This is a genomic window from Listeria welshimeri serovar 6b str. SLCC5334 (assembly GCF_000060285.1).
GTDB lineage: Bacteria > Bacillota > Bacilli > Lactobacillales > Listeriaceae > Listeria > Listeria welshimeri.
This window is the reverse complement of sequence record NC_008555.1, coordinates 827,275-846,430: the sequence shown is the minus strand read 5'-3', so window position 1 is coordinate 846,430 and position 19,156 is coordinate 827,275. Positions and strand designations below refer to the sequence as shown.

Below are 19,156 nucleotides of genomic sequence, written 5' to 3'. Positions count from 1 at the left end.
ACCTCAAATTAAAATTTCTCTGCATACTTGACTATAGCATATTCCGAAACTGGATGTAACGATCCCAGTATTCTCCTTGTAGTTCTATTTGTTTTTTAGGTTTTTCCCATTTACCCACAACTTGACCATCTGAAATAATCGCTGGTCGAAAAATACCATTTTTAGTAATGATTTCATCCTGCCACGCTTCAGACAAAACAATAGAGCGATCCTTGTATCCGATAATCCACTCGTCAAAACCCGCAAGAGGGATTTGACGAGTGGAAATGACATTTTTAGTCAATTCATTTAAATAGAATTCATCTTCTTTAGTAAAGTTAGCCAAAGCCATTTTTGCATCAGTCACAGTTAAACCAGACCAAAAGCAAAAGTCTTTTAAAGTGGCTGGTGCATGACTTTGAAGATAGCGCTTAGCTAATTCTTGTACAGCTTCTTCTCTCGTAAAAATATGCGTTTGTTTAGGTATAAGCTCTATATTTCTAAAAGTTTCATTTGGTCCTGAACAAATAATTTTCCGTGAGCTTAAATAAACCAATAATTGCGCAAACGGGATACCTGCATTTGGTAAATTGTTTTCAGCTAAATGGTTTGCTAACTCTTTTCTAGTCACTACTTCTTTTGCAACGAAGGTTTCTACAACTTCAGAAGCTTTACTAAGAATTTCTTCTGTTAAACCTAATTTTTTTCGGTGTGGTCTACAAATTTTATCTATGGTAGGTGCAATTAAATCCATCATCCAGTGATAATCACGTGCAGAAAAAAGGTGAATCGTTCCTCGTAAAAGCCACGTTCGGATAATTTCACCATTATCAATTGCTTTTTTAACAGCTAGCTCGCTTGGGGTAATTAACCTACTCCCAACAGCCCACAACGATTGCGAGTAATTTTGAGACTGCATTGCGCCAAAATGAAATACCACTTCTTCGGGGGAAGCTACCCATGCTGATTCTGCTAATTTTTGATTAAAAAAGCGGTTTTCAATAATTTTTTTAGGTTCCATGTTAACCTCTTTTTTTCATTTATTGTAGCATAAAAGCATAGCAAAAATCCCTTCCAATATGAAACGTTGGAAGGGATCTCAACTTTTTTATTTTAGAAATTGAAATTATCTGGATCTGGGCCAGTTCTTTCGTCTTTATTTAATCCGCTGATTTTTGCTACTTCTTCTTCTGTTAATTCGAAATCGAAAATATCCGCGTTTTGGATAATACGTTCTTGGTGGACCGATTTTGGAATCGTTACGACACCAATTTGTAAGTCCCAACGAAGAATAACTTGTGCAACTGATTTACCATGTGCATCAGCAATTGCTTTAATTTCAGGGTTAGCAAGAAGTTTACCGTTACCAAGTGGGGACCAAGCTTCCACTACAATATTGTTTTCCGCACAGAATTTACGTAATGGTTCTTGTGTTAATTGTGGATGTAATTCAATTTGGTTAACCATTGGAGCGATTTCTGCATCTTCCATTAATTCTTTTAAATGATGTTCGTGGAAGTTACAAACGCCAATTGCGCGAACGCGTTTATCTTTATATAATTTTTCAAAAGCGCGCCAAGTGTCTTTGAATTTACCTTCTACTGGCCAGTGAATCAAATATAAGTCTACATAATCAAGTTCTAATTTACGTAAACTTTCATCAAATGCAGCTAATGTGGATTCATAACCTTGTTCTGCATTCCAAAGTTTCGTTGTTACAAACAAGTCTTCTCTTTTAACGCCGGACTCTTTAATAGCTTGACCAACGCCTTCTTCATTTTTGTATGCAGCTGCTGTATCAATGCTAATATAACCAGCTTCGATTGCCCATTTAACAGAATTTACTGCTTCGTCGCCGTCTTTCACTTTCCATACGCCAAATCCTAAACGGGGCATTTCAACACCATTTGCAAGTTTTACTGTATCTTTTAAGTTCAATTTATCCGCCTCCTAAAAGTAATAACACGTTTACTATACACCTTAGAGTGCACTCGAAGGCAAACATTTGGCTTTTCGATTTTCAAGATGCTATGATTAAGAAAAAAGGGGTGATTATAGTGCACCAAACTATCAAAGAAGCTTCCGCGCATACGGGTTTAAGCGCCTATACAATTCGTTATTATGAACGAGAAGGGTTAATTCCTTTTCTAGCGCGTGACAAAAATAATAATCGGATTTTTGATAATGATGCTTTGCACTGGCTCGAATTGCTCACTTGTTTACGCGTCACTGGCATGCCCCTAGCTAAACAAAAGGAAATTGTAGAACTAACGAAATGCGGGGACAAAACGGTAACAGAACGTATTGCGGTACTTAAAGAACATCAAGCAGACATGTATCGTCGGCAAGCAGAGTTAGATCGAGCATTTAAGAAAATCGAGAAAAAATTAGCTTGTTATGAAGAGTTAGAGCAAGAAGTAAACAAAAGAGTGAATCAGCTTAGCTAACTGATTCACTCTTTTTTATTATAGTCATTTTTTCTTTTTCCGGTGTTTTCTAATAAGATAAATAACCAAACCAATGATTGCTATAACTAAGATTCCACCAACAATCGCAATATTTTTCACGTTCGGCACAGTGACTTCAAAATACATTTCAGATTTTTTATCAAGTGGCACATCCCAAGTTAGCTTTCCACCATCAACGCTTTTGGCATTATTATCTCCAATTGTCGAAACCGGCAAATCTAAGATAAACGTATAATCAATCTGACTTAGTACTTCTTTTGGAAATGCGACATCCGCCACTTCTTTTTTCCAAATTTTTTCGATGTCAATATCTGCATCCACTTTGATTTTCTGTGTGAAGAAACTTTTGGTATTCGTAATTTTCACACCATAATCTTCTGGTTTCATATTGCTTTTTGTCGTTTCATTTTTATCTAGTCTCTTTTCGATATGATAGCTTGTATTTGATTTTTTATCTACTGTAAATCCAGCTTCTTTTAGTTTTGCTTCCAGTTCATTTGAATAGCCTGATGCAAAAATTCCAGCGACAGTCGAAATATCGACATCGAACGAGATCGTTGCTTCCCCTTTTTTATCTACTTTCACGGTGTTAGTGACATCCGCGCAACCTGCAAGAACTAATATCAAACTAAGCATTATAGTGAAAATTATTTTTTTCATTGGTTTGCCTCATTTCTTATTTTTGCATGTGTTCGTAGTTGTGACCACTAAGCGTGATTTCCCCAGTCACGTGAAATCCTAATCGTTCATATAAACGTTTTGCATGTGGGTTTCCTTTGTCACAATTTAAACCAACTACTTTTTCGCCATCTTTGGCAGCAATTTCTGTTAATTTAGCCAGTAAAGCTGTTCCAACCCCGTGGCCGCGATATTTTTCGTTTGTGACAATAGAATCTAAATACCATTCACCCGGAAATGTTTCTTTATCAACAAAAATTGGTGCATCGTAAGTAATCCCATGTTTTTTCGCAATCGCGTTCCAAGCATGGTCGATATCAGGTTCGATCTTCCCTGGATAGCCAGCTAAAACACCGGCAATATCGCCATCTTTTTCAAACACATGAAGATGTCTGTAGCTATATCGATAATCTTCTGTTTGAATCGCTTCTACTAACGCATTAGTAATCGCTTCTTCTGTTTCTACTTCTAAAATTGGTAATTCCATATCTTTCCATATTACGAGTAACAGTGGCGCAATTTTAGGCGCGTCTGATTTTTTGGCTTGTCGAATCAATTTTTACATCCTCATTTCTCATTTCATTGTATCATTTTACTATTCTTTCAATCTCACTTGCAAAAATAAAATGCTATTTAGGAATAATTTTCTCCAAATAGCATTTTATTCTTATTTCTTTGGAGCTAATTTTTGTAAGAAATCTAATGCTTTGCTAGTTAAATCTGTGTCTTCCATAATTTTTGGTTCCTCTTGCATTAATAATTTAGTGAGTTTTTTCGTCTCTTCTCCTGTTAGTTGCTTTAGAGTTTCCAAGTTATGCGCAATCGGTAAAACGGATTTAATATAAGCTTTTAGTGCTTCTAATCCTAAATTTTCTGTTAAAATCCCTTGGCGAAGTAATAATCTGGCTTTTACTTCTAGTTCTGCGTCCAAACTGACGTCATAGCCTAAATGTTGTTGTTCTGTATCATGATTATCTAAAAAATGAACCTCTACTGCAATTTGTTCTACTTCATAAACCCGTAAACGAATACGCATATCAGATTCAAATACCAATTTCACACGAAAAGCTGCACCTAGCTCTTCGTTCATTTCAGCTACTTCCCCTAAAAGCCATGCGTGGAAAGCCAACAGTTTTTGACGTACTTTATTATTTTTCATATGTTCTAAAACATATGGTAGAACAATTTTATTTGCATCATCTGTCCAGTAGGTTGGTAAATCACGCCAATATTTCTCTGTATCTGCGCTCGTTCCATTGACTAGAAGAAGCGGATACGGATAAGCACTCATATCACAAAATTGATTTTTTTGAAGTTCATATAAAAAGGGAATCGTTTTTTTCACGGTTTTACTCTCGATTCCTAGTTGTTCCACAAGTGGTGCGATAACAATTGCAATTTCCTCAATTACTTCTTCAGCGCGTAGTTGCGCTTTTTCATTTCCTACATAACGTGTGCCAATATCTTTTCCAAAGTTACGTTCTAAAGATGCGGCTACCAATTTTTGAGTCTCGTTCATATAGTTGCCCTCCTTTATGCTTTTTTTCGCTGAATAAGCTTTTGAATTTCCACGAATAGGAGTGGGAACATCGAGAGAATAAATGCCACAATCCAGTGTGTTAAACTCATCTCTACTAAGAAGAACATGTTTGCAAGCGGTGGAATAATCGCAAGTCCTAGAATAATCAACATCGAACAAATCGCGCTAAAGAATAAGCCACGGTTTGATAAAAATCCAATAGTGAAAATCGACTTATCGCTTCGTACGTTGAAAATGTGTGCGACTGATGACCAAGCTAGAATTACAAATGCCATTGTCATACCTACTTCATAACTTGCACCAATCGACTGATTTATCGTTACAAACTGGCCAATATAAAATCCAGCTAACGTGACAACAGTGAAAACAACAGCTTGTGTTGCCATTTTCTTACCAAGTCCATTGGCAAAAATACCAGCATTTTTCGGAATTGGCTTCCGCTCCATAATTGAATCATCAGCTTTTTCACGACTCAGGAAGAAGCCCGGAATTCCGTCAGATACCACGTTAATTAATAGCAACTGAACAGCGACAACCGGAGCACCCCAACCAAGAATAATCGCAATCAGCATAATAAATATTTGTGAAAAGTTAGTACTTAATAAAAAGTAAATCGTTTTGCGAATATTCTCATAGGCTGTACGTCCTTCTTTGACAGCATCTACAATCGTTGCAAAATTATCATCTGTTATAACCATATCTGCAGCATTTTTAGATACATCTGTTCCTGTGATTCCCATCGCTGAGCCTACATCTGCTGCTTTTAAGGCCGGTGCATCATTCACACCGTCTCCTGTCATCGTAACAATCTCACCATTTTTCTGCCAAGCTTTGACAATTCTAATTTTATCTTCTGGACTAACGCGAGCATATACCGCATAATCTCTAATGTTTTTCTCTAAATCTTCTTCTGACATTTCGGCAAGTTCTGCTCCAGTAATTGCCTTATCCTCATCTGTTAAAATTCCAATTTCTTTTGCGATTGCCGATGCCGTTACAATATGGTCACCAGTAATCATTACAGTCTTAATACCCGCTTTTTTCGCCGCTAACACAGCAGCTTTACTTTCTGGCCTTGGAGGATCAATCATCCCCACCATGCCCGCAAAAGTTAAATCCGTCTCAAGTGCCTCACTAGACAAATCCGTCGGCATTTCTGCATATTTTTTATAGGCAACAACTAACACCCGTAATGCCTTTTCTGCAAAACTATCATGCACTTGCTCTGCCTCTTTTAAAAACTCTGGTGAAAAATTTACTGGAATGCGGTCAAAAGCACCTTTTGTAATAGAAAGAAATCCGTCTTCTACTTGATGAATCGTCGTCATGAGCTTTCTATCTGAGTCAAAAGGAAGTTCAAACACGCGAGGATATTTAGCTTCTAATGCTTTTTTATTTGTTCCTTTTTCTTCTAGCAAACGAATAATTGCGCTTTCGGTTGGGTCGCCAATAATGGTTTCCTCGCCATCTGTTATATCAATTGTCGCGTTACTAGCAAGACTAAGCATTTCTAACACTTTTTGTTCTGCAGACTCAAACCCCGTCGTTGCTTTCACTGGCGTATGATTTGCTGCCCAAATTTGTTGGATAATCATTTTATTTTGTGTTAATGTTCCTGTTTTATCTGAACAAATAACCGAAGTATTTCCGATTGTTTCTACTGCAGGAATTCGGCGGATAATCGTATTTTTACGAACCATATTTTGAACCCCATAAGCAAGTGTTAATGTTACAATTACCGGTAACGTCTCAGGAACCGCTGCTACAGCGAGAGAAATCGCAATCATCAATGTTTCAATAATCGTTTCACCATACACATAAACATCAATGATAAAAATTAAAATACCTGCTAAAAGTGCTACAATACTAAGTCGTTTAGCTAATTCTTTTAGGCGCAGCTGTAATGGTGTCATTAGTTTAGAGGTGCTGTTTAAAAGCCCAGCAATTTTCCCCATCTCCGTTTCCATTCCAATCTCTACAACAACTGCTGTAGCGCGACCATTTGTTACAAGACAGCCCGAGTAAAGCATATTCAACCTATCGCCAATCGGTGCTTTTTCCGAAACAACCGCGTTTGCATCTTTTTCAACTGGAACACTTTCGCCTGTAAGTGCCGATTCCTCGACTTGCAAACTACTGCTAGAAATAATACGCGCATCTGCTGGAATCATATCGCCTGCAACTATCTCAATAATATCTCCAGGCACTAATTCTGCTGCATCTACTTGCATCCGAACCCCATCACGAACAACTGTCGTTAAATGTGCATTCATACTTTGAAGAGCCGCGAGTGCTTTCTCGGCACTGTTTTCCTGGTAAATCCCTAGCACCATATTTAACACTACGATTCCTAAAATAACAACCACTTTCGCCCAACCATATCCAGTTGTAATGGCTAAATAAGCAGAAATTGCCGCTGCAAAAAGTAAAACAATCGTTGTGATTTCTATCAAATGGTGACCAATTTTTTGAAGAAGTGTTTCTTTCTTTCCTTCTTCAAACTCATTCGTTCCAAACTCTGTATGTTTTTGTTTAACCTGTTCTTTTGTTAACCCTGTGTCTAAATTTGTGTGTAGTTTGCTGAGAAGTTGCTCGACTGACTCTTTTACCCAAAGCATACATCTACCTCCTACGCACTTACTCCCAAAAGCAAGTACTTACTTTATTTTATTGCAAAAAAATATTTATTGAAATATTGCTAGTTTCTTAAAGTAATTGTATAATATATCACGTTTTTTTGCAAGTAATTTACTTTCTTCACAAATCCTCATTCTATAAAAGCATGACTTAAAAGTAAATTAGACATATACTAGAACTATCAAGTACGAAGGAGAGGATAATATGTCGTTCGCAGTGCCATATTTAGTTTTTAATGGTGAAGGTCAAGAAGCTCTAACGTTTTATGCAGATGTTTTTCAGGCCGATATTACTAACGTCCAGCGCTTTAAACAAATGAATAATTTTGATGGTGATGCTATTTTTGGTGAACGGTTGATGCATAGTCGCTTAGCTAAAAATGGGGAAGAATTTATTTATATTACTGATGCACCGTATGATGGATTTACAATTGGCAATCGTGTGACTATCCTGATTAATTTTGCATCTGAAAATGATATTAACTATGCTTATGAAACTTTAAGTTCTAGTGGAAAAGTGGAAATGGAACTTCAAGTAGCATTCTGGGGATCGACTTATGCGCAAGTCACGGATCAGTTCGGCGTGTTTTGGCAACTGAATTTTGAGTGAACATTGATTTTGTACTAATACTATAAAAAGTTGTGTCAGTAAGATTTCTGACACAACTTTTTTAATGGTGATTTTATTGTTTGTTTTTTTCTCTTTTCTGGTTCAATAGATATTTCCCTAAAATACTCACAAGGAAAAAGAAGATAAGAAAAGACCGCGCATCATTGATGATTTCACCAATTGGGAAAAAATAAGATGCTATAATCAAAACAATAAATACTATCCCAAAAACCGATAAAGTATCATTTATAACTTGTTTCATTCAGTCACCTCTTAGATAGAGAAATATTTTTTAACTATAAAAATCTACTTTGATCGTTATATTTATACAATGTTACAATTGCAACCCAGCTATAACCGCTTTCGCTTCTGTCATCATCTCTTCCATAACAGCTTTACAAGGTTTGATTTCTGTAATTAAGCCAGCGATTTGACCAGCCATTACAGAACCGTTTTCTGTATCTCCTTCTTGAACTGCTTTTCGTAAAGAGCCTAAAGTTAGTTCTTCTAAAGTATCACGATCGGCATTTTCTTCTTCTAAGCGGATATATTCTTTAATCATTTTATTTTTAATTGAGCGAACTGGGGCGCCTGTTTTTCGGCCGGTAACCATTGTGTCGCGGTCGGAAGCTTTAATTACTGCGGCTTTAAAATCTGGATGTACCGGACATTCATCAGTTGCTAAGAAGCGTGTGCCGATTTGGACTCCTTTTGCACCTAGAGCTAGTGCTGCAACAATTCCACGGCCATCTGCAATTCCTCCTGCGCCAATGACTGGGATTGTTACTGCATCGACAATTTGAGGTAAAAGCGCCATCGTAGTTGTTTCACCAACATGTCCGCCTGCTTCTGTTCCTTCTGCAATCACTGCATCTGCACCCATTTTTTCCATGCGTTTAGCAATCATAACTGAAGGGACTACTGGAATCACAATAATGCCAGCTTCTTTCCAAATTGGCATGAACGTTTTTGGCGTCCCCGCTCCAGTTGTAACAATGCCTACTTTTTCTTTAATAATTACTTCGGTTAATTCTGCAATATTAGTCATCATTAACATTAAGTTAACACCAAAAGGTTTGTCAGTCAGTGCTTTTGTTTTTTTAATTTCCTCACGTAGCATTTCAGCAGTCATTCCGCCAGAAGCGATAATTCCTAAACCACCTGCATTAGATACAGCCGCAACAAGTGGAGCTTTGGCAATTTGCGCCATGGCCCCTTGGATAATGGGATATTTAATATTTAATAAATTCGTAATGGACATCTTTTTCCTCCTGCGTTCTTGTTTGTTTTATCACAATTTAGTATATCAAAAAACAGCCCTATTAACTAGAGCTGTTTTCGTTATTAATTAGACTTTTCTGCATCCACTGCGAGTAAGACACAGCCTGTAATTCCAGCATCATCTTCTAGTTTTGGAGGAACAATATATTCATCTAAGTCTGGTAGTTGCACATAGTTGTTAACGAGTGCTTTCAACTTTTGACGAATAAGTGGGAAAAGTTGGCGTTGTTTCATTACGCCACCACCTAAAACAATTCTTTCGGGCGATAAAATAAGTGTATAATTCATTAAAGCTTGAGCAATATAATGCGCCTCTAAATTCCACACTTCTTCATTATCTGCGAGTTCAACCGCTTTTTGCCCCCAGCGTTTTTCAATAGCTCCACCTGCCGCAAGCCCTTCTAAACAGTCACTATGACTAGGACAACTACCTGTGAAGCGATCGCGTTTATGACGACGCACCATAATATGGCCCATTTCAGGATGAGAGAAGCCTTCTAGAATTATACCAGAAACCACCGCTCCTCCGCCGATTCCAGTTCCGATAGTTAAATAAATACAACTGTCTAAACCAGCTGCTGCACCTAGACTTACTTCTCCTAAAGCTGCCGCGTTAACATCTGTAGTAAATCCAATTGGCACATTAAATTCTTTTTTCATTGCGCCAACGATATCATAATTTCGCCATGCAAGTTTCGGCGTTTGCGTAATATATCCGTATGTTGCACTTGATTTCCGGATATCTATCGGCCCAAAAGAACCAATCCCAATGGCTTTTAATTCATCTTCATATTGTTTAAAAAATTGAATGACTGCCTTCATCGTTTCTGCTGGTTCCGTTGTCGGATAGCTTTCGCGTTTAATAATTTTACCTGATTTTTCGCCAACAGCGACAACAAATTTAGTACCGCCTGCTTCAATTGCTCCATAAACCATTCAAAAAAACTTCCCTTCTTGTCAGTTTTATAACGCTTTCATTTTACAATATTTTCCTTGGAAAAGGAAGCTGTTTTCTAAAAACTTATTATTTTAATTCTAAATACCTAATTTGACAGATAATTTAAGTTAAAATTTTATTTCTTAAAAATCCACTTCACTAAGCGCGCATATTCATCAAAGAAAGCAGGAATTTCCGATGGATTTAAACCAAACTCCATATTATTTTTAATGCCTTCATTGTACCATTTTTGCTGATCATAGCCACGGTTAAAATAACTCCAGACAGACTTACCTTCTGAGCTTAAAGCATATTTGACAGAGGTTAAATTATCTAATTTATCTGCAACGATTAACGCTTTTTCTTCTAAACTTCCAGTGCGCACTTGTTCTATTGTATGCGCTTTTCGTTCTTCCCATGATAAAGCCTTGTTTTCTGTATGAGAAGCTACTAAATCTGCAACCTTATCGCCAAATGTCGTGCGAATATCCTGGTCGGTCATCTCCGTATCTTCTACAGCATCATGTAATAAGCCCGCGATAACAACCGCCTCCTGAAACCCAGCACGGCGCAATATTCTCGCTACATTTAAAGGATGCGAAAAATAAGGCTCGCCAGTAATCTTGCGAACTTGTCCAGTATGCGCTTCGATCATCATTTGTCTCGCTTTTTCATACATAAAAAGAAGCCTCCACTCAGAATCTATGTCTATACTATACAAGATTCGAGCAAGGCTTTCTAGTTTTTTAATTATAAAAAGTAATTTCACGACCGTTTAAGTCTTGTACTGGTCGACTTGTATTGCCAATGGCTTTTTCAAATTCAGTGAAATCTTCTTGGCCAAGTGTCTTCGCATTTTTTAATACAATCCACGTTACACCCTCTACAGTAGGTGGTGTTGTACGCGAACCTTGATATGTATAGAAAACACGTTCTTCTGGCATAAATTCATTCACATCTAAAGTAATTTCCCGTTCTGTCTCAAAATCTGCAAACACTTCTGGGAAATACGTCGGTAAATCTTTAAATTCCACATTATTAGTGTTATCAATTTCCATCCAAGCACTCATTACAAGCGTTGTACCATCTGGTTTTTCATGAACGAAATGCCATTCAATTGGATAAATATACCCATCTAACAAATGCTCCGCCGGAATATGGGCATGGAATGATACAAGTGGATAATATTCGCCATTAAAGCGTAACCCTTGTTCTTTATCATGCGGAAAAACATGTACAGACTGTTCAATTCTTCTAATCGTATAATCTGTTTCTTTATAGTAGAATTTCATTGTTGATGGCTTTAATTTTACCACATCAGCTTGTTCAATATTTACTGGCGATTGTGCTTTCCCAGTATGTGCGATTTCAAAGTCAGAGCAGATATGCCCCCACATTTCTGGCCCAGTCTTCTCATCGTAACCCCATAACACTTTCTCCTTAGTCATAACCATTTCTCCTTTTCGAAAAAAATTGCGTAACATTATTTTAGCGGATAGCTAATCAATTCCACAAGTTATTTGCTTAATGTTCGTGTTTCGACTTTAGTGCGAACTGGTGGGAAGATACTGGTGGCTTTGTTTTTGGTGCATAATAATTATAAATATTTTTCATATCATCCTTAATAACTTCTTTGAACTAATCGTTACTTCCATTATTGGATGTCTGCATCATAATAGCATTTATTTTATATCTTTTTATTGCCTTAATTATAACAGATATTTTAACTACAAAAGGAAAACACTAATGCAGAAATACTTTTCAAGCAATTTATTTAGTAAAAAAAGAGGTTTAGCAGTAAAAATACTAAACCTCTTTGACTATTTATTTAATAATGATATCTTGGAGTTGTTTACTAATTTCCTCAATAGAAACACCAACTTCTGCCAGAGCCGCTGCTGAATAAGCTCCTTCTACAATAGGCACATTAAATAAATGTATTTCTTTCTCTGTTAATTCGGAACACAATTCAAGATTCATTTTTGCACTACCTAAATCGTAGAATGCAAGAAGCTCACTTGCACTATTAGCTTCCATTGCATGATTAATTTTTTCAATGCTAGTTCCTATATCATTATCTTCTATTCCGCCTGCAATAGTCACACATACATTGCTTGCCACTTGTTCGATTAAACGCTTTATTCCTGATGTAATTTCAGGGACATGGGAAACAATCACAATACCATACTGACTCATTTATTTACCTCTTTGGCTAGAGCTTTAAATAAATAACCGCTAGATACTGAACCTGGATCAATATGTCCAATAGATTGCTCTCCCACAAATTCTGCACGACCTTTTTTAGCAAGCATAGGTTTTGTTGCCTCTACGGCATCTTGAATTTGTTCATCCGTTAAAGATTTTTGTTTGATAAAATCTGATACAGGAATCCAAACATCTAGGAGTGTCTTATCACCCGCTTCAGCTTTGCCACGCTTTACTATTCCAGAAAGTCCAGCATTAATCATAGAGGATAACTCTGTTTCTTTACTCATTTCCAAAAAAGCAGTTCCATAAATAACACCTGAAGCTCCTCCAACCTTCGTGAGTAAAGCCATAGCAATTTTTTTAGTTAATTCTTGTGGATTATCAAACTCCTGTGTCAATACTTCTCGCACCGCTATTGCTCCACGTTCCATATTGGTTCCATGATCATCATCACCAATTGGGGTATCTAATTCATTTAAATAATCAGTGTTGTTTAATAAATCTTCCGTCCATGCTGAAATCCAATTTTTCATAAACTCACAATTTACAGTTACCATCACTCAGCCTCCTTATTACCTTTACCAACAATCCAAGCTGATATTGTTTTATTAAAGAAACCGATAAATGGACCCGTACCAAAAGCTGTTAGAACCGTACCAATTCCTATAATTGTTCCAAATGGGTAAGAACCTAATACTGTCCCAAAAATCAATCCTACAATAACACACACCACATCAGTGATAATTCTAGCGACACTAAATGAAAGTTTTTCAATATGATCAGACATCATAATCGCTAGAGCATCATAAGGAGCAACACCCAAATCAGCAGTCATATATAAAGATGCCCCTAAACAAAGAATAATCGTACCAATTACTAATAATAAAAATCTAATCCAAAGTGATTTTTCTACATCAAAAGATAAAATCGTACCATCAAACATTTTCAAAAAGAAATCAACTAGATAACCTACAAAAACCATGTTTAAAACCGTACCTAAACCTAAGAGATATCTTCCAAATACAAACATAGATAACAACAGAATAACATTTAAAATCAGTTGGAAATTACCGAGTGACATATTAAAGTAATCAGCTACTGTTGTATTCATTCCTGTATACGTATCCATTCCTAAGACTGAACCTTTATTAATAGAAATCCCTAATGATAAAATGATTATTCCTAAAGCTGATGAAAATATGCTACGAAAATTGTATTTATTTAAATTCATATTAATCTCTCCTTTTTCTATATTGTGTAATCATAATTTGTGACAGGTTTGATAAATTCTAGTGTCTGTTCATCTACTGATAATACTGTTAAAATTACTCCTGGATAGTTAAACATGTCATAATATCCACCTACATTAGCTAAAACAACATCGAATCCTTCATTAGAAAAATAATCCATTATCCCATTTAGTAAAACATTGCCTTCAATATAAGAAGTATATTTCATTGTATTTAATTGAATGGAAATTTTATTAGTAGAATCTTCTTTTATCTGCTCAATGACAAAATTACTAAGTTCTTTAATCAAATCGTTTTCACCTGAAAAATCACTAGTAAATTTAGCGGGCTCATCAGCTAGTCCTTTGCCATACATAAGAACGCCTTCTTCACTAGCCATTACAGTTACAGAAATTAGTTTTTGATTCGCATTTTCAACAATTCTCGTAACTTCCTTTAAGTCTAATCCTTTTTTTGCAGCTGCTTGAGCAATTTTAATCAGTGTCAAAATTCCAGACAAACCTGATCGTTTGTTTTTTTCCTTAGAACTAAAGAAATTATCTGTTACTTTACAAATGGTTGCAGGAATTCCATCTGCTTCAAGCATTTCTTGGGCCATTTCATTATTCATGACATCTCCGCTATAGTTGTTTGTCAAAAGAATAACACCTTTACCTGTATTAATTTTTTTAGCTAAATTATAAATAGTAAAATAATTAGGGGCAGTATCCATCTCTCCTGCGCTTACTGCATCAGCTAAATTTTCATGTACCACAGCGGGAAATAAACGACCTAAACCACCGCCTCCTGAAGCTATAACGCCAACTTTATCTTGATTCAGATTTTTTAACATTAAGCCAAAACCATATTCATCATCTACTAATTCATAATAGTTAGGTCTTGTTTTAATAATTCCAAGCAATTCTTTTTTAATTATATCTTCTGTGTTATCAATCAATACATGGCGGTTACGTAATTTATTAAGCACTATAATTCCTCCTTTTTAATTTTTATTGCGCTTACAATATTCTATTCTATAAGAATTTATAGCTATTTTAAACTAATCCTAAGAATATCTGAATACCAACATTCTTAGGATTATTATTTTAAGAAAAACGAGATCCTTGGGTTTCATTTGCTTGAATTTTTGCATGCCAAGAACTTGCTGTTTCTGCTAATACCGCATTTAATTCTTCAATATTTTTACGCCCTTGCGTTTGTAACCATTGACGTGCCGCTTCTTCTCCTTTTGTAACGAATGATTCTACGCCATTTGCCCACGTTGCACGGCCACACAATACACCATTAAAAGTAGAACCTGCTTCTTTAGCAAAGTACAGTGTTTCTTGGAATAATTCAGCACTAACACCTGCACTAAGGAAAATAAATGGTAAATCGGTTGCATCACTTTGTTCTTTGAAATATTTTAGAGCCTCTTCCCGAGAATAAACTACTTCTTTACCATAACCTTCAACATAATTCATATTTACAGGCACTTCCATTTTTAAAACGTCTACATTATAACGTTCTTTCGAAAATTCTTTCATCATTTCATTGACTTTATGTGGTTTCACTTTAGCGTATTCTTTTGAATTAGCATCAGGAATGGTTGCATCATAAGAAATTAATTCCAAAAAGAACGGTAATTCTTCTGCCACACATTCTGAGCCAATGCGTTCCATATAGGCTTTCTTTTGATCATTAATCTCATTACTTTCATCGACATCGTAATAAAGTAAAAATTTACATGCGTCTGCTCCTGCTTCTTTTAGACGTTTAACTGACCAAATGTTTATAGAATCTGGTAAACGGCCAGGGGTTGTTGCATCATATCCAGTTTTTTCATAAGCTAACAATAACCCTGCACTATTAGAACGTGATTTCGCTGCGGGTAATCCATACTCAGGGTCTAACAAAATGGATGTTGCATAAGGCGTCAATTCTTCTGAAACCAATCTCTTGAAATCTTCAATATCTTTATCTGTCGAATCTTTATATTTATTAATCATTTTTTTCAAAGCACCGCGCTGATCAATTGCTAACGCACCAATAATCCCCTTGTCATTACTTGTATTCTTTAATTTTTGTAATCGATTGATACTAATTTTTTTCATTTGATTAAACCTCCATTTTTTCTAAAAAAATATTACTAGTTTCTTTTTCAATAGTTGCAGAAATAGATAAAATACGTGACCGCGCAACTTGAAAAGAATATTTAAGTATTTGGTTCGAAGTCGTTTTTGTGTGTGAAAGAACCATTAAGAACAATTGTATTTGTACTTTTAAAGTAGAATATAAGGCCGTTTCATCTATTTATTTATGGAGAAAATCTTATGTTTCTTTATAAATGGCTATTTCTTGTTCTAATATTTCTACATCTGAAAAATCAGTTAGGCCTTGTCTAAATGCAGTTGAACTACCTGCTGCCAGACTTTTCTTTAGTGTCATAGATAAAGATTCTTTTTTTAACACACCGCCTAAAAAAGTTCCTAGCAAAGTATCTCCCGCGCATGCAGTATTCACTACCTTACCTTTAGGAGAATTTCCATACAATATAGAATTGCCGCTAAATAAATAGGCTCCTTCTCCACCCAAAGAAAGTAATACATTCTGGGCGCCTAATTCTAAAAGTTTTTTTCCATAGTATAAATAATCTTTTTTGGAGTTAATAGGAACATTAAACCAAGTAGCAAGTTCTTCTTCATTTGGTTTTAGTAAAAAAGGTTTGTATTTTAGACATTCCAACACTTCTTGATAACTACTATCTATTACCAAAGAAACTTTTTGATTGTAACAACGTCGAGCAATTTCTACTAATATGTCTTGAGAAATCCCCCTAGGTAAACTACCTGACACACAAAGAAAATCTCCTGCTTTCAGTTGTTCAATTTGTTTTAAAAATTGGTGAATACTTTCATTTGGAATTACTGGACCTTTGTTGACTAGCTTAAATTCTTCCTGAGCATCATTAACTTGTGTAAAAACATTAATTCTTGTTAAACCTGGTACTTCAATAAAATCGCTGCTAATTTCTTTTTCTTTTAGAAAATCTTCTATATACTGACCAGTAAAGCCAGCTTTAAAGCCTAATGCAGTATTACAAATACCCAACATTTTTAGCACAAGAGAAACATTTACTCCTTTTCCATTTGCCTGAATATCATCATCTTTTGTACGATTAACAACAAATGGTTTCAAAGAATCAGTTTCTATAAACAAATCAATGGCTAAATTTAAGGTACATGTATAAATCTTGGACAACTTTCTCCCCTCCCATCTATATCTACATTATGAATCGTTTTCATATGAAAATGTTTTCTAAATCAGCTGAAAATGCTGAAAAGTTTTTCTAAGTAAATAATTTACTTAAAATCAAAAGTTGCTTTTCTAGATTATTAAAATTACAATATAGATATACAGTGAAAGGAGTTACATAATGGATTCCAGATTAAGTGAAACAGAAAAATATCTTTGGAAGTTTATAACAAAAAATATAAATAAAATTCCAAACCTTTCTATTGTTAGTTAAGTGAATTAGCCAATGTTTCTACTTCGACTATTGTTAGAACAATGAAGAAAAAAGGATATGAAGGCTTTACTGCTTTTAAACACCATTTGAAAGATGAACAAAACACTACCATTAATTTTTCAAATGTTGAAAAAATTGATACTGAAATAAAAAGTTCTATCCTAAAAAATGAGCAAGAGGTTATAAGAACATTAAACATGATTAACACTGGCGTCATTGAAGATGCTATACAAAAAATTGAAAGCTCTGAAAGAATCATTATTTTTGCAAGAGCATTTTCTGAATTTATTGCTGAAGAAATGAAAATAAAGTTTCAATTGGCTAATAAATATTGTGAGCTACACACAGATCCGAATATCATTAAAATTATGAGCCAACATCTAAAAAAAACGGATACAGTAATTTTCGTTTCCTTAAATGGAGAGACGGAAGAACTTATAGATGCTGCTAAAAATTGCTATAATAAAGAAATTGGAACTATTACAATTACAACAAATAAAGAAAGCCCTCTCTCCATGCTTTCTGAATTGGTTTTAGTAGGTTTCAAATCAGAAATATCCTTTTTCCCAGATTACGAAGTTCGTTCTCGCTTACCATTATCTGTAATTGCACGAATCTTACTAGATTCATATGTGATTCGAATGAATAAACATCATGAAAATAAAAAACTCCCTATTAATTAATAGAGAGTTTTTTACATTTTATAAATTATTACCATTTTTCATTGAAAATCAATTACTTCCGATACATCTTAAACAGGAAATAATGGGTAAAGTCCGTTGATATATCAACATTCTTAACAGCATTGGTAGAATATTGGAAAACTCAGAACAATTGGTTTACTTTTACTATTCCTGAGATTGCTTTATTCAGATTATCTTGTCCAGAACATCAACAACTTGGCTATCAGACTTCGCATAAAGATGTCCATATGTTCCCAAAGTAATCTGTATATTCGCATGTCCTAATCTCTCTTGTATCACAAGCGGTTGAATATTCTGGTCGATTAACAAGGCTACATGAGAATGTCGTAAGGCATGAAGCTTAATTGGAATGACACCAGCTTTTCTTGCAGAGTCCTTTAACCAATTAGAAAACGAATAGGATGGCGTAAATGTTCCGTCTAATTGCGACATGTATTCAAAGTTTCCAATCATTCTTTGTAGTTCTTGCCACTTCTTCAATCTTTTACTGAGAGTCTTTCCAATACTAATAGTTCGATAAGACTTATTGGTTTTAGGTGTAGAAAAGTACCAATCGTTTTTACCTTGATAGATAAGTGTCTTCTCAACTGTTATCTGATTTTTCTCAAAGTTAACATTTTCCCAAGACAAAGCTTGAAGTTCTCCAATTCGTAGTCCAGTATAGAAAAGCATTTCATATATGATTTTTCTATGTTGATTCTGAATAGAATTTTCAGGAATCATAGCCATCACTTTTTGAAACTCTTCAATTTCCCAAAATTCAACTTTATTATTTTCTTTTGGGAAATAAGACACGCTATCTACTGGATTTCGCTCAATCAAACCTTCTTTAACAGCTCGATTCAAAATAATTCTCAGATGTCCTAGAATGCGATTAATATAGGTTCTAGACAATGTTGTGATTTCTTCTTGTTTCCTAGAATTTCTAGTCGCTGTTTGGCTTAATTCATGCATCCAATCCTCAATATCCTGACTACTAATATCTCTTATTCGCATTCGATAGAAATACTCCATTTTCTTTTCAAAAATGAACTGGGCGTTCTCGAATGTTTGACTTTTTACTTGCTTTTCATACCAATTAACAAAACGTATTCGATAGAATTCTTCAAAAGTCATTTGACTAGCAGAACTTAGATGTGAAGATAAAGTTTGATGAAATCCATGAGTAAGCATATATTGGTCATAGCCTCTCTTAGCATCTCTTTGCGATCCATATCCTCTTTTTGTTTTTTGGATTTTTTTACCATCCATATCTGTTCCTAGATATGCACGAAAGAACCATTTTTTTGTTTTCTTATCTTGATATATATTGTTAATTTTTACCATATATTCTCCTCGTTAGGATAGAGAATAATGA

The 19,156-nt window shown here is 35.2% G+C and carries 21 protein-coding genes; 3 read left to right on the top strand and 18 right to left on the bottom strand.

Annotated elements, in window-relative coordinates:
- Positions 1–31: 31 nt before the first annotated feature.
- Together LWE_RS04165 and LWE_RS04160 are read right to left on the bottom strand one after the other, a co-directional pair.
- Entirely contained in the window at positions 32–1,000 is a 969-nt protein-coding gene (locus LWE_RS04165) for a winged helix DNA-binding domain-containing protein (RefSeq protein ID WP_011701655.1), read from the bottom strand.
- 92 nt (positions 1,001–1,092) lie between these two features.
- Positions 1,093–1,917 carry an aldo/keto reductase gene (locus LWE_RS04160; protein ID WP_011701654.1) on the bottom strand — a complete coding sequence of 275 codons (825 nt, stop codon included), beginning with the start codon at positions 1,915–1,917 and terminating at the stop codon, positions 1,093–1,095.
- A 119-nt stretch (positions 1,918–2,036) separates the two neighbouring features.
- On the opposite strand from LWE_RS04160, the gene LWE_RS04155 reads away from it, so the two are divergent.
- Positions 2,037–2,426, top strand: a complete 390-nt coding sequence (locus tag LWE_RS04155) for a MerR family transcriptional regulator (RefSeq protein WP_011701653.1) — start codon at positions 2,037–2,039, stop codon at positions 2,424–2,426.
- 24 nt (positions 2,427–2,450) lie between these two features.
- Here the strand turns inward: LWE_RS04155 and LWE_RS04150 are convergent, their stop codons facing one another.
- The 4 genes from LWE_RS04150 to LWE_RS04135 all read right to left on the bottom strand — a co-directional run bounded on the left by LWE_RS04150 (position 2,451) and on the right by LWE_RS04135 (position 7,283).
- Positions 2,451–3,107, bottom strand: a complete 657-nt coding sequence (locus LWE_RS04150) for an EGFR-like transmembrane domain-containing protein (protein ID WP_011701652.1) — start codon at positions 3,105–3,107, stop codon at positions 2,451–2,453.
- A 16-nt stretch (positions 3,108–3,123) separates the two neighbouring features.
- Positions 3,124–3,681, bottom strand: coding sequence for a GNAT family N-acetyltransferase (locus tag LWE_RS04145; RefSeq protein WP_011701651.1), 558 nt, complete (start codon positions 3,679–3,681; stop codon positions 3,124–3,126).
- A 111-nt stretch (positions 3,682–3,792) separates the two neighbouring features.
- Entirely contained in the window at positions 3,793–4,644 is an 852-nt protein-coding gene (locus tag LWE_RS04140) for a hypothetical protein (RefSeq protein ID WP_011701650.1), read from the bottom strand.
- Positions 4,645–4,658: 14 nt separating this feature from the next.
- Complete coding sequence (locus LWE_RS04135; protein WP_011701649.1) at positions 4,659–7,283, bottom strand: cation-translocating P-type ATPase; 2,625 nt, start codon at positions 7,281–7,283, stop codon at positions 4,659–4,661.
- 223 nt (positions 7,284–7,506) lie between these two features.
- Here LWE_RS04135 and LWE_RS04130 point away from each other — a divergent pair, with 223 nt between their 5' ends.
- Positions 7,507–7,911: a VOC family protein gene (locus LWE_RS04130; RefSeq protein WP_011701648.1), complete on the top strand. Its 405-nt coding sequence runs from the start codon at positions 7,507–7,509 to the stop codon at positions 7,909–7,911.
- Between the two features lie 73 nt (positions 7,912–7,984).
- Here the strand turns inward: LWE_RS04130 and LWE_RS04125 are convergent, their stop codons facing one another.
- The 11 genes from LWE_RS04125 to pfkB form a co-directional block, all read right to left on the bottom strand.
- On the bottom strand, positions 7,985–8,173 hold the full coding sequence (locus tag LWE_RS04125; RefSeq protein WP_011701647.1) for a hypothetical protein: 189 nt from the start codon (positions 8,171–8,173) through the stop codon (positions 7,985–7,987).
- Between the two features lie 72 nt (positions 8,174–8,245).
- Positions 8,246–9,172, bottom strand: coding sequence for a nitronate monooxygenase (locus LWE_RS04120; RefSeq protein ID WP_011701646.1), 927 nt, complete (start codon positions 9,170–9,172; stop codon positions 8,246–8,248).
- A gap of 83 nt (positions 9,173–9,255) precedes the next feature.
- Positions 9,256–10,128, bottom strand: coding sequence for an ROK family protein (locus tag LWE_RS04115; RefSeq protein ID WP_011701645.1), 873 nt, complete (start codon positions 10,126–10,128; stop codon positions 9,256–9,258).
- A 137-nt stretch (positions 10,129–10,265) separates the two neighbouring features.
- Complete coding sequence (locus tag LWE_RS04110) at positions 10,266–10,808, bottom strand: HD domain-containing protein (protein ID WP_011701644.1); 543 nt, start codon at positions 10,806–10,808, stop codon at positions 10,266–10,268.
- 67 nt (positions 10,809–10,875) lie between these two features.
- Positions 10,876–11,577 (bottom strand): carbonic anhydrase, encoded by a 702-nt coding sequence (locus tag LWE_RS04105; RefSeq protein ID WP_011701643.1) that lies wholly within the window; start codon positions 11,575–11,577, stop codon positions 10,876–10,878.
- 376 nt (positions 11,578–11,953) lie between these two features.
- Positions 11,954–12,325, bottom strand: a complete 372-nt coding sequence (gene dhaM, locus LWE_RS04100; protein WP_011701642.1) for a dihydroxyacetone kinase phosphoryl donor subunit DhaM — start codon at positions 12,323–12,325, stop codon at positions 11,954–11,956.
- Positions 12,322–12,894, bottom strand: a complete 573-nt coding sequence (dhaL, locus tag LWE_RS04095) for a dihydroxyacetone kinase subunit DhaL (protein WP_011701641.1) — start codon at positions 12,892–12,894, stop codon at positions 12,322–12,324. Before dhaL ends, dhaM begins: the two co-directional genes overlap by 4 nt.
- The gene (locus LWE_RS04090) at positions 12,894–13,568 is read right to left on the bottom strand and encodes a YczE/YyaS/YitT family protein (RefSeq protein ID WP_011701640.1); all 675 of its coding nucleotides are present in this window, start codon (positions 13,566–13,568) and stop codon (positions 12,894–12,896) included. The genes dhaL and LWE_RS04090 overlap by 1 nt, the downstream gene beginning before the upstream one ends.
- Positions 13,569–13,585: 17 nt before the next feature.
- Positions 13,586–14,554, bottom strand: coding sequence for a dihydroxyacetone kinase subunit DhaK (locus tag LWE_RS04085; protein WP_011701639.1), 969 nt, complete (start codon positions 14,552–14,554; stop codon positions 13,586–13,588).
- Between the two features lie 118 nt (positions 14,555–14,672).
- The gene (gene lacD / locus LWE_RS04080) at positions 14,673–15,680 is read right to left on the bottom strand and encodes a tagatose-bisphosphate aldolase (RefSeq protein ID WP_011701638.1); all 1,008 of its coding nucleotides are present in this window, start codon (positions 15,678–15,680) and stop codon (positions 14,673–14,675) included.
- Positions 15,681–15,897: 217 nt separating this feature from the next.
- Positions 15,898–16,827 carry a 1-phosphofructokinase gene (gene pfkB / locus LWE_RS04075; RefSeq protein WP_011701636.1) on the bottom strand — a complete coding sequence of 310 codons (930 nt, stop codon included), beginning with the start codon at positions 16,825–16,827 and terminating at the stop codon, positions 15,898–15,900.
- A 309-nt stretch (positions 16,828–17,136) separates the two neighbouring features.
- Here pfkB and LWE_RS04070 point away from each other — a divergent pair, with 309 nt between their 5' ends.
- Positions 17,137–17,778, top strand: coding sequence for a MurR/RpiR family transcriptional regulator (locus LWE_RS04070; protein ID WP_011701634.1), 642 nt, complete (start codon positions 17,137–17,139; stop codon positions 17,776–17,778).
- Positions 17,779–17,964: 186 nt separating this feature from the next.
- Here LWE_RS04070 and LWE_RS04065 read toward each other — a convergent pair whose 3' ends face one another.
- Positions 17,965–19,125, bottom strand: coding sequence for a tyrosine-type recombinase/integrase (locus tag LWE_RS04065; protein WP_011701633.1), 1,161 nt, complete (start codon positions 19,123–19,125; stop codon positions 17,965–17,967).
- Between the last annotated feature and the right edge of the window lie 31 nt (positions 19,126–19,156).

Bases quoted from the DNA above. Each gene is read 5' to 3' on its own strand.
- LWE_RS04090 (WP_011701640.1), bottom strand. From the start codon at position 13,568: ATGAATTTAAATAAATACAATTTTCGTAGCATATTTTCATCAGCTTTA.
- LWE_RS04070 (WP_011701634.1), top strand. From the start codon at position 17,137: ATGAAGAAAAAAGGATATGAAGGCTTTACTGCTTTTAAACACCATTTG.
- dhaM (WP_011701642.1), bottom strand. From the start codon at position 12,325: ATGAGTCAGTATGGTATTGTGATTGTTTCCCATGTCCCTGAAATTACA.
- LWE_RS04065 (WP_011701633.1), bottom strand. From the start codon at position 19,125: ATGGTAAAAATTAACAATATATATCAAGATAAGAAAACAAAAAAATGG.
- LWE_RS04135 (WP_011701649.1), bottom strand. From the start codon at position 7,283: ATGCTTTGGGTAAAAGAGTCAGTCGAGCAACTTCTCAGCAAACTACAC.
- LWE_RS04105 (WP_011701643.1), bottom strand. From the start codon at position 11,577: ATGACTAAGGAGAAAGTGTTATGGGGTTACGATGAGAAGACTGGGCCA.
- dhaL (WP_011701641.1), bottom strand. From the start codon at position 12,894: ATGGTAACTGTAAATTGTGAGTTTATGAAAAATTGGATTTCAGCATGG.
- LWE_RS04125 (WP_011701647.1), bottom strand. From the start codon at position 8,173: ATGAAACAAGTTATAAATGATACTTTATCGGTTTTTGGGATAGTATTT.
- LWE_RS04165 (WP_011701655.1), bottom strand. From the start codon at position 1,000: ATGGAACCTAAAAAAATTATTGAAAACCGCTTTTTTAATCAAAAATTA.
- LWE_RS04120 (WP_011701646.1), bottom strand. From the start codon at position 9,172: ATGTCCATTACGAATTTATTAAATATTAAATATCCCATTATCCAAGGG.
- LWE_RS04130 (WP_011701648.1), top strand. From the start codon at position 7,507: ATGTCGTTCGCAGTGCCATATTTAGTTTTTAATGGTGAAGGTCAAGAA.
- LWE_RS04110 (WP_011701644.1), bottom strand. From the start codon at position 10,808: ATGTATGAAAAAGCGAGACAAATGATGATCGAAGCGCATACTGGACAA.
- LWE_RS04150 (WP_011701652.1), bottom strand. From the start codon at position 3,107: ATGAAAAAAATAATTTTCACTATAATGCTTAGTTTGATATTAGTTCTT.
- LWE_RS04140 (WP_011701650.1), bottom strand. From the start codon at position 4,644: ATGAACGAGACTCAAAAATTGGTAGCCGCATCTTTAGAACGTAACTTT.
- lacD (WP_011701638.1), bottom strand. From the start codon at position 15,680: ATGAAAAAAATTAGTATCAATCGATTACAAAAATTAAAGAATACAAGT.
- LWE_RS04115 (WP_011701645.1), bottom strand. From the start codon at position 10,128: ATGGTTTATGGAGCAATTGAAGCAGGCGGTACTAAATTTGTTGTCGCT.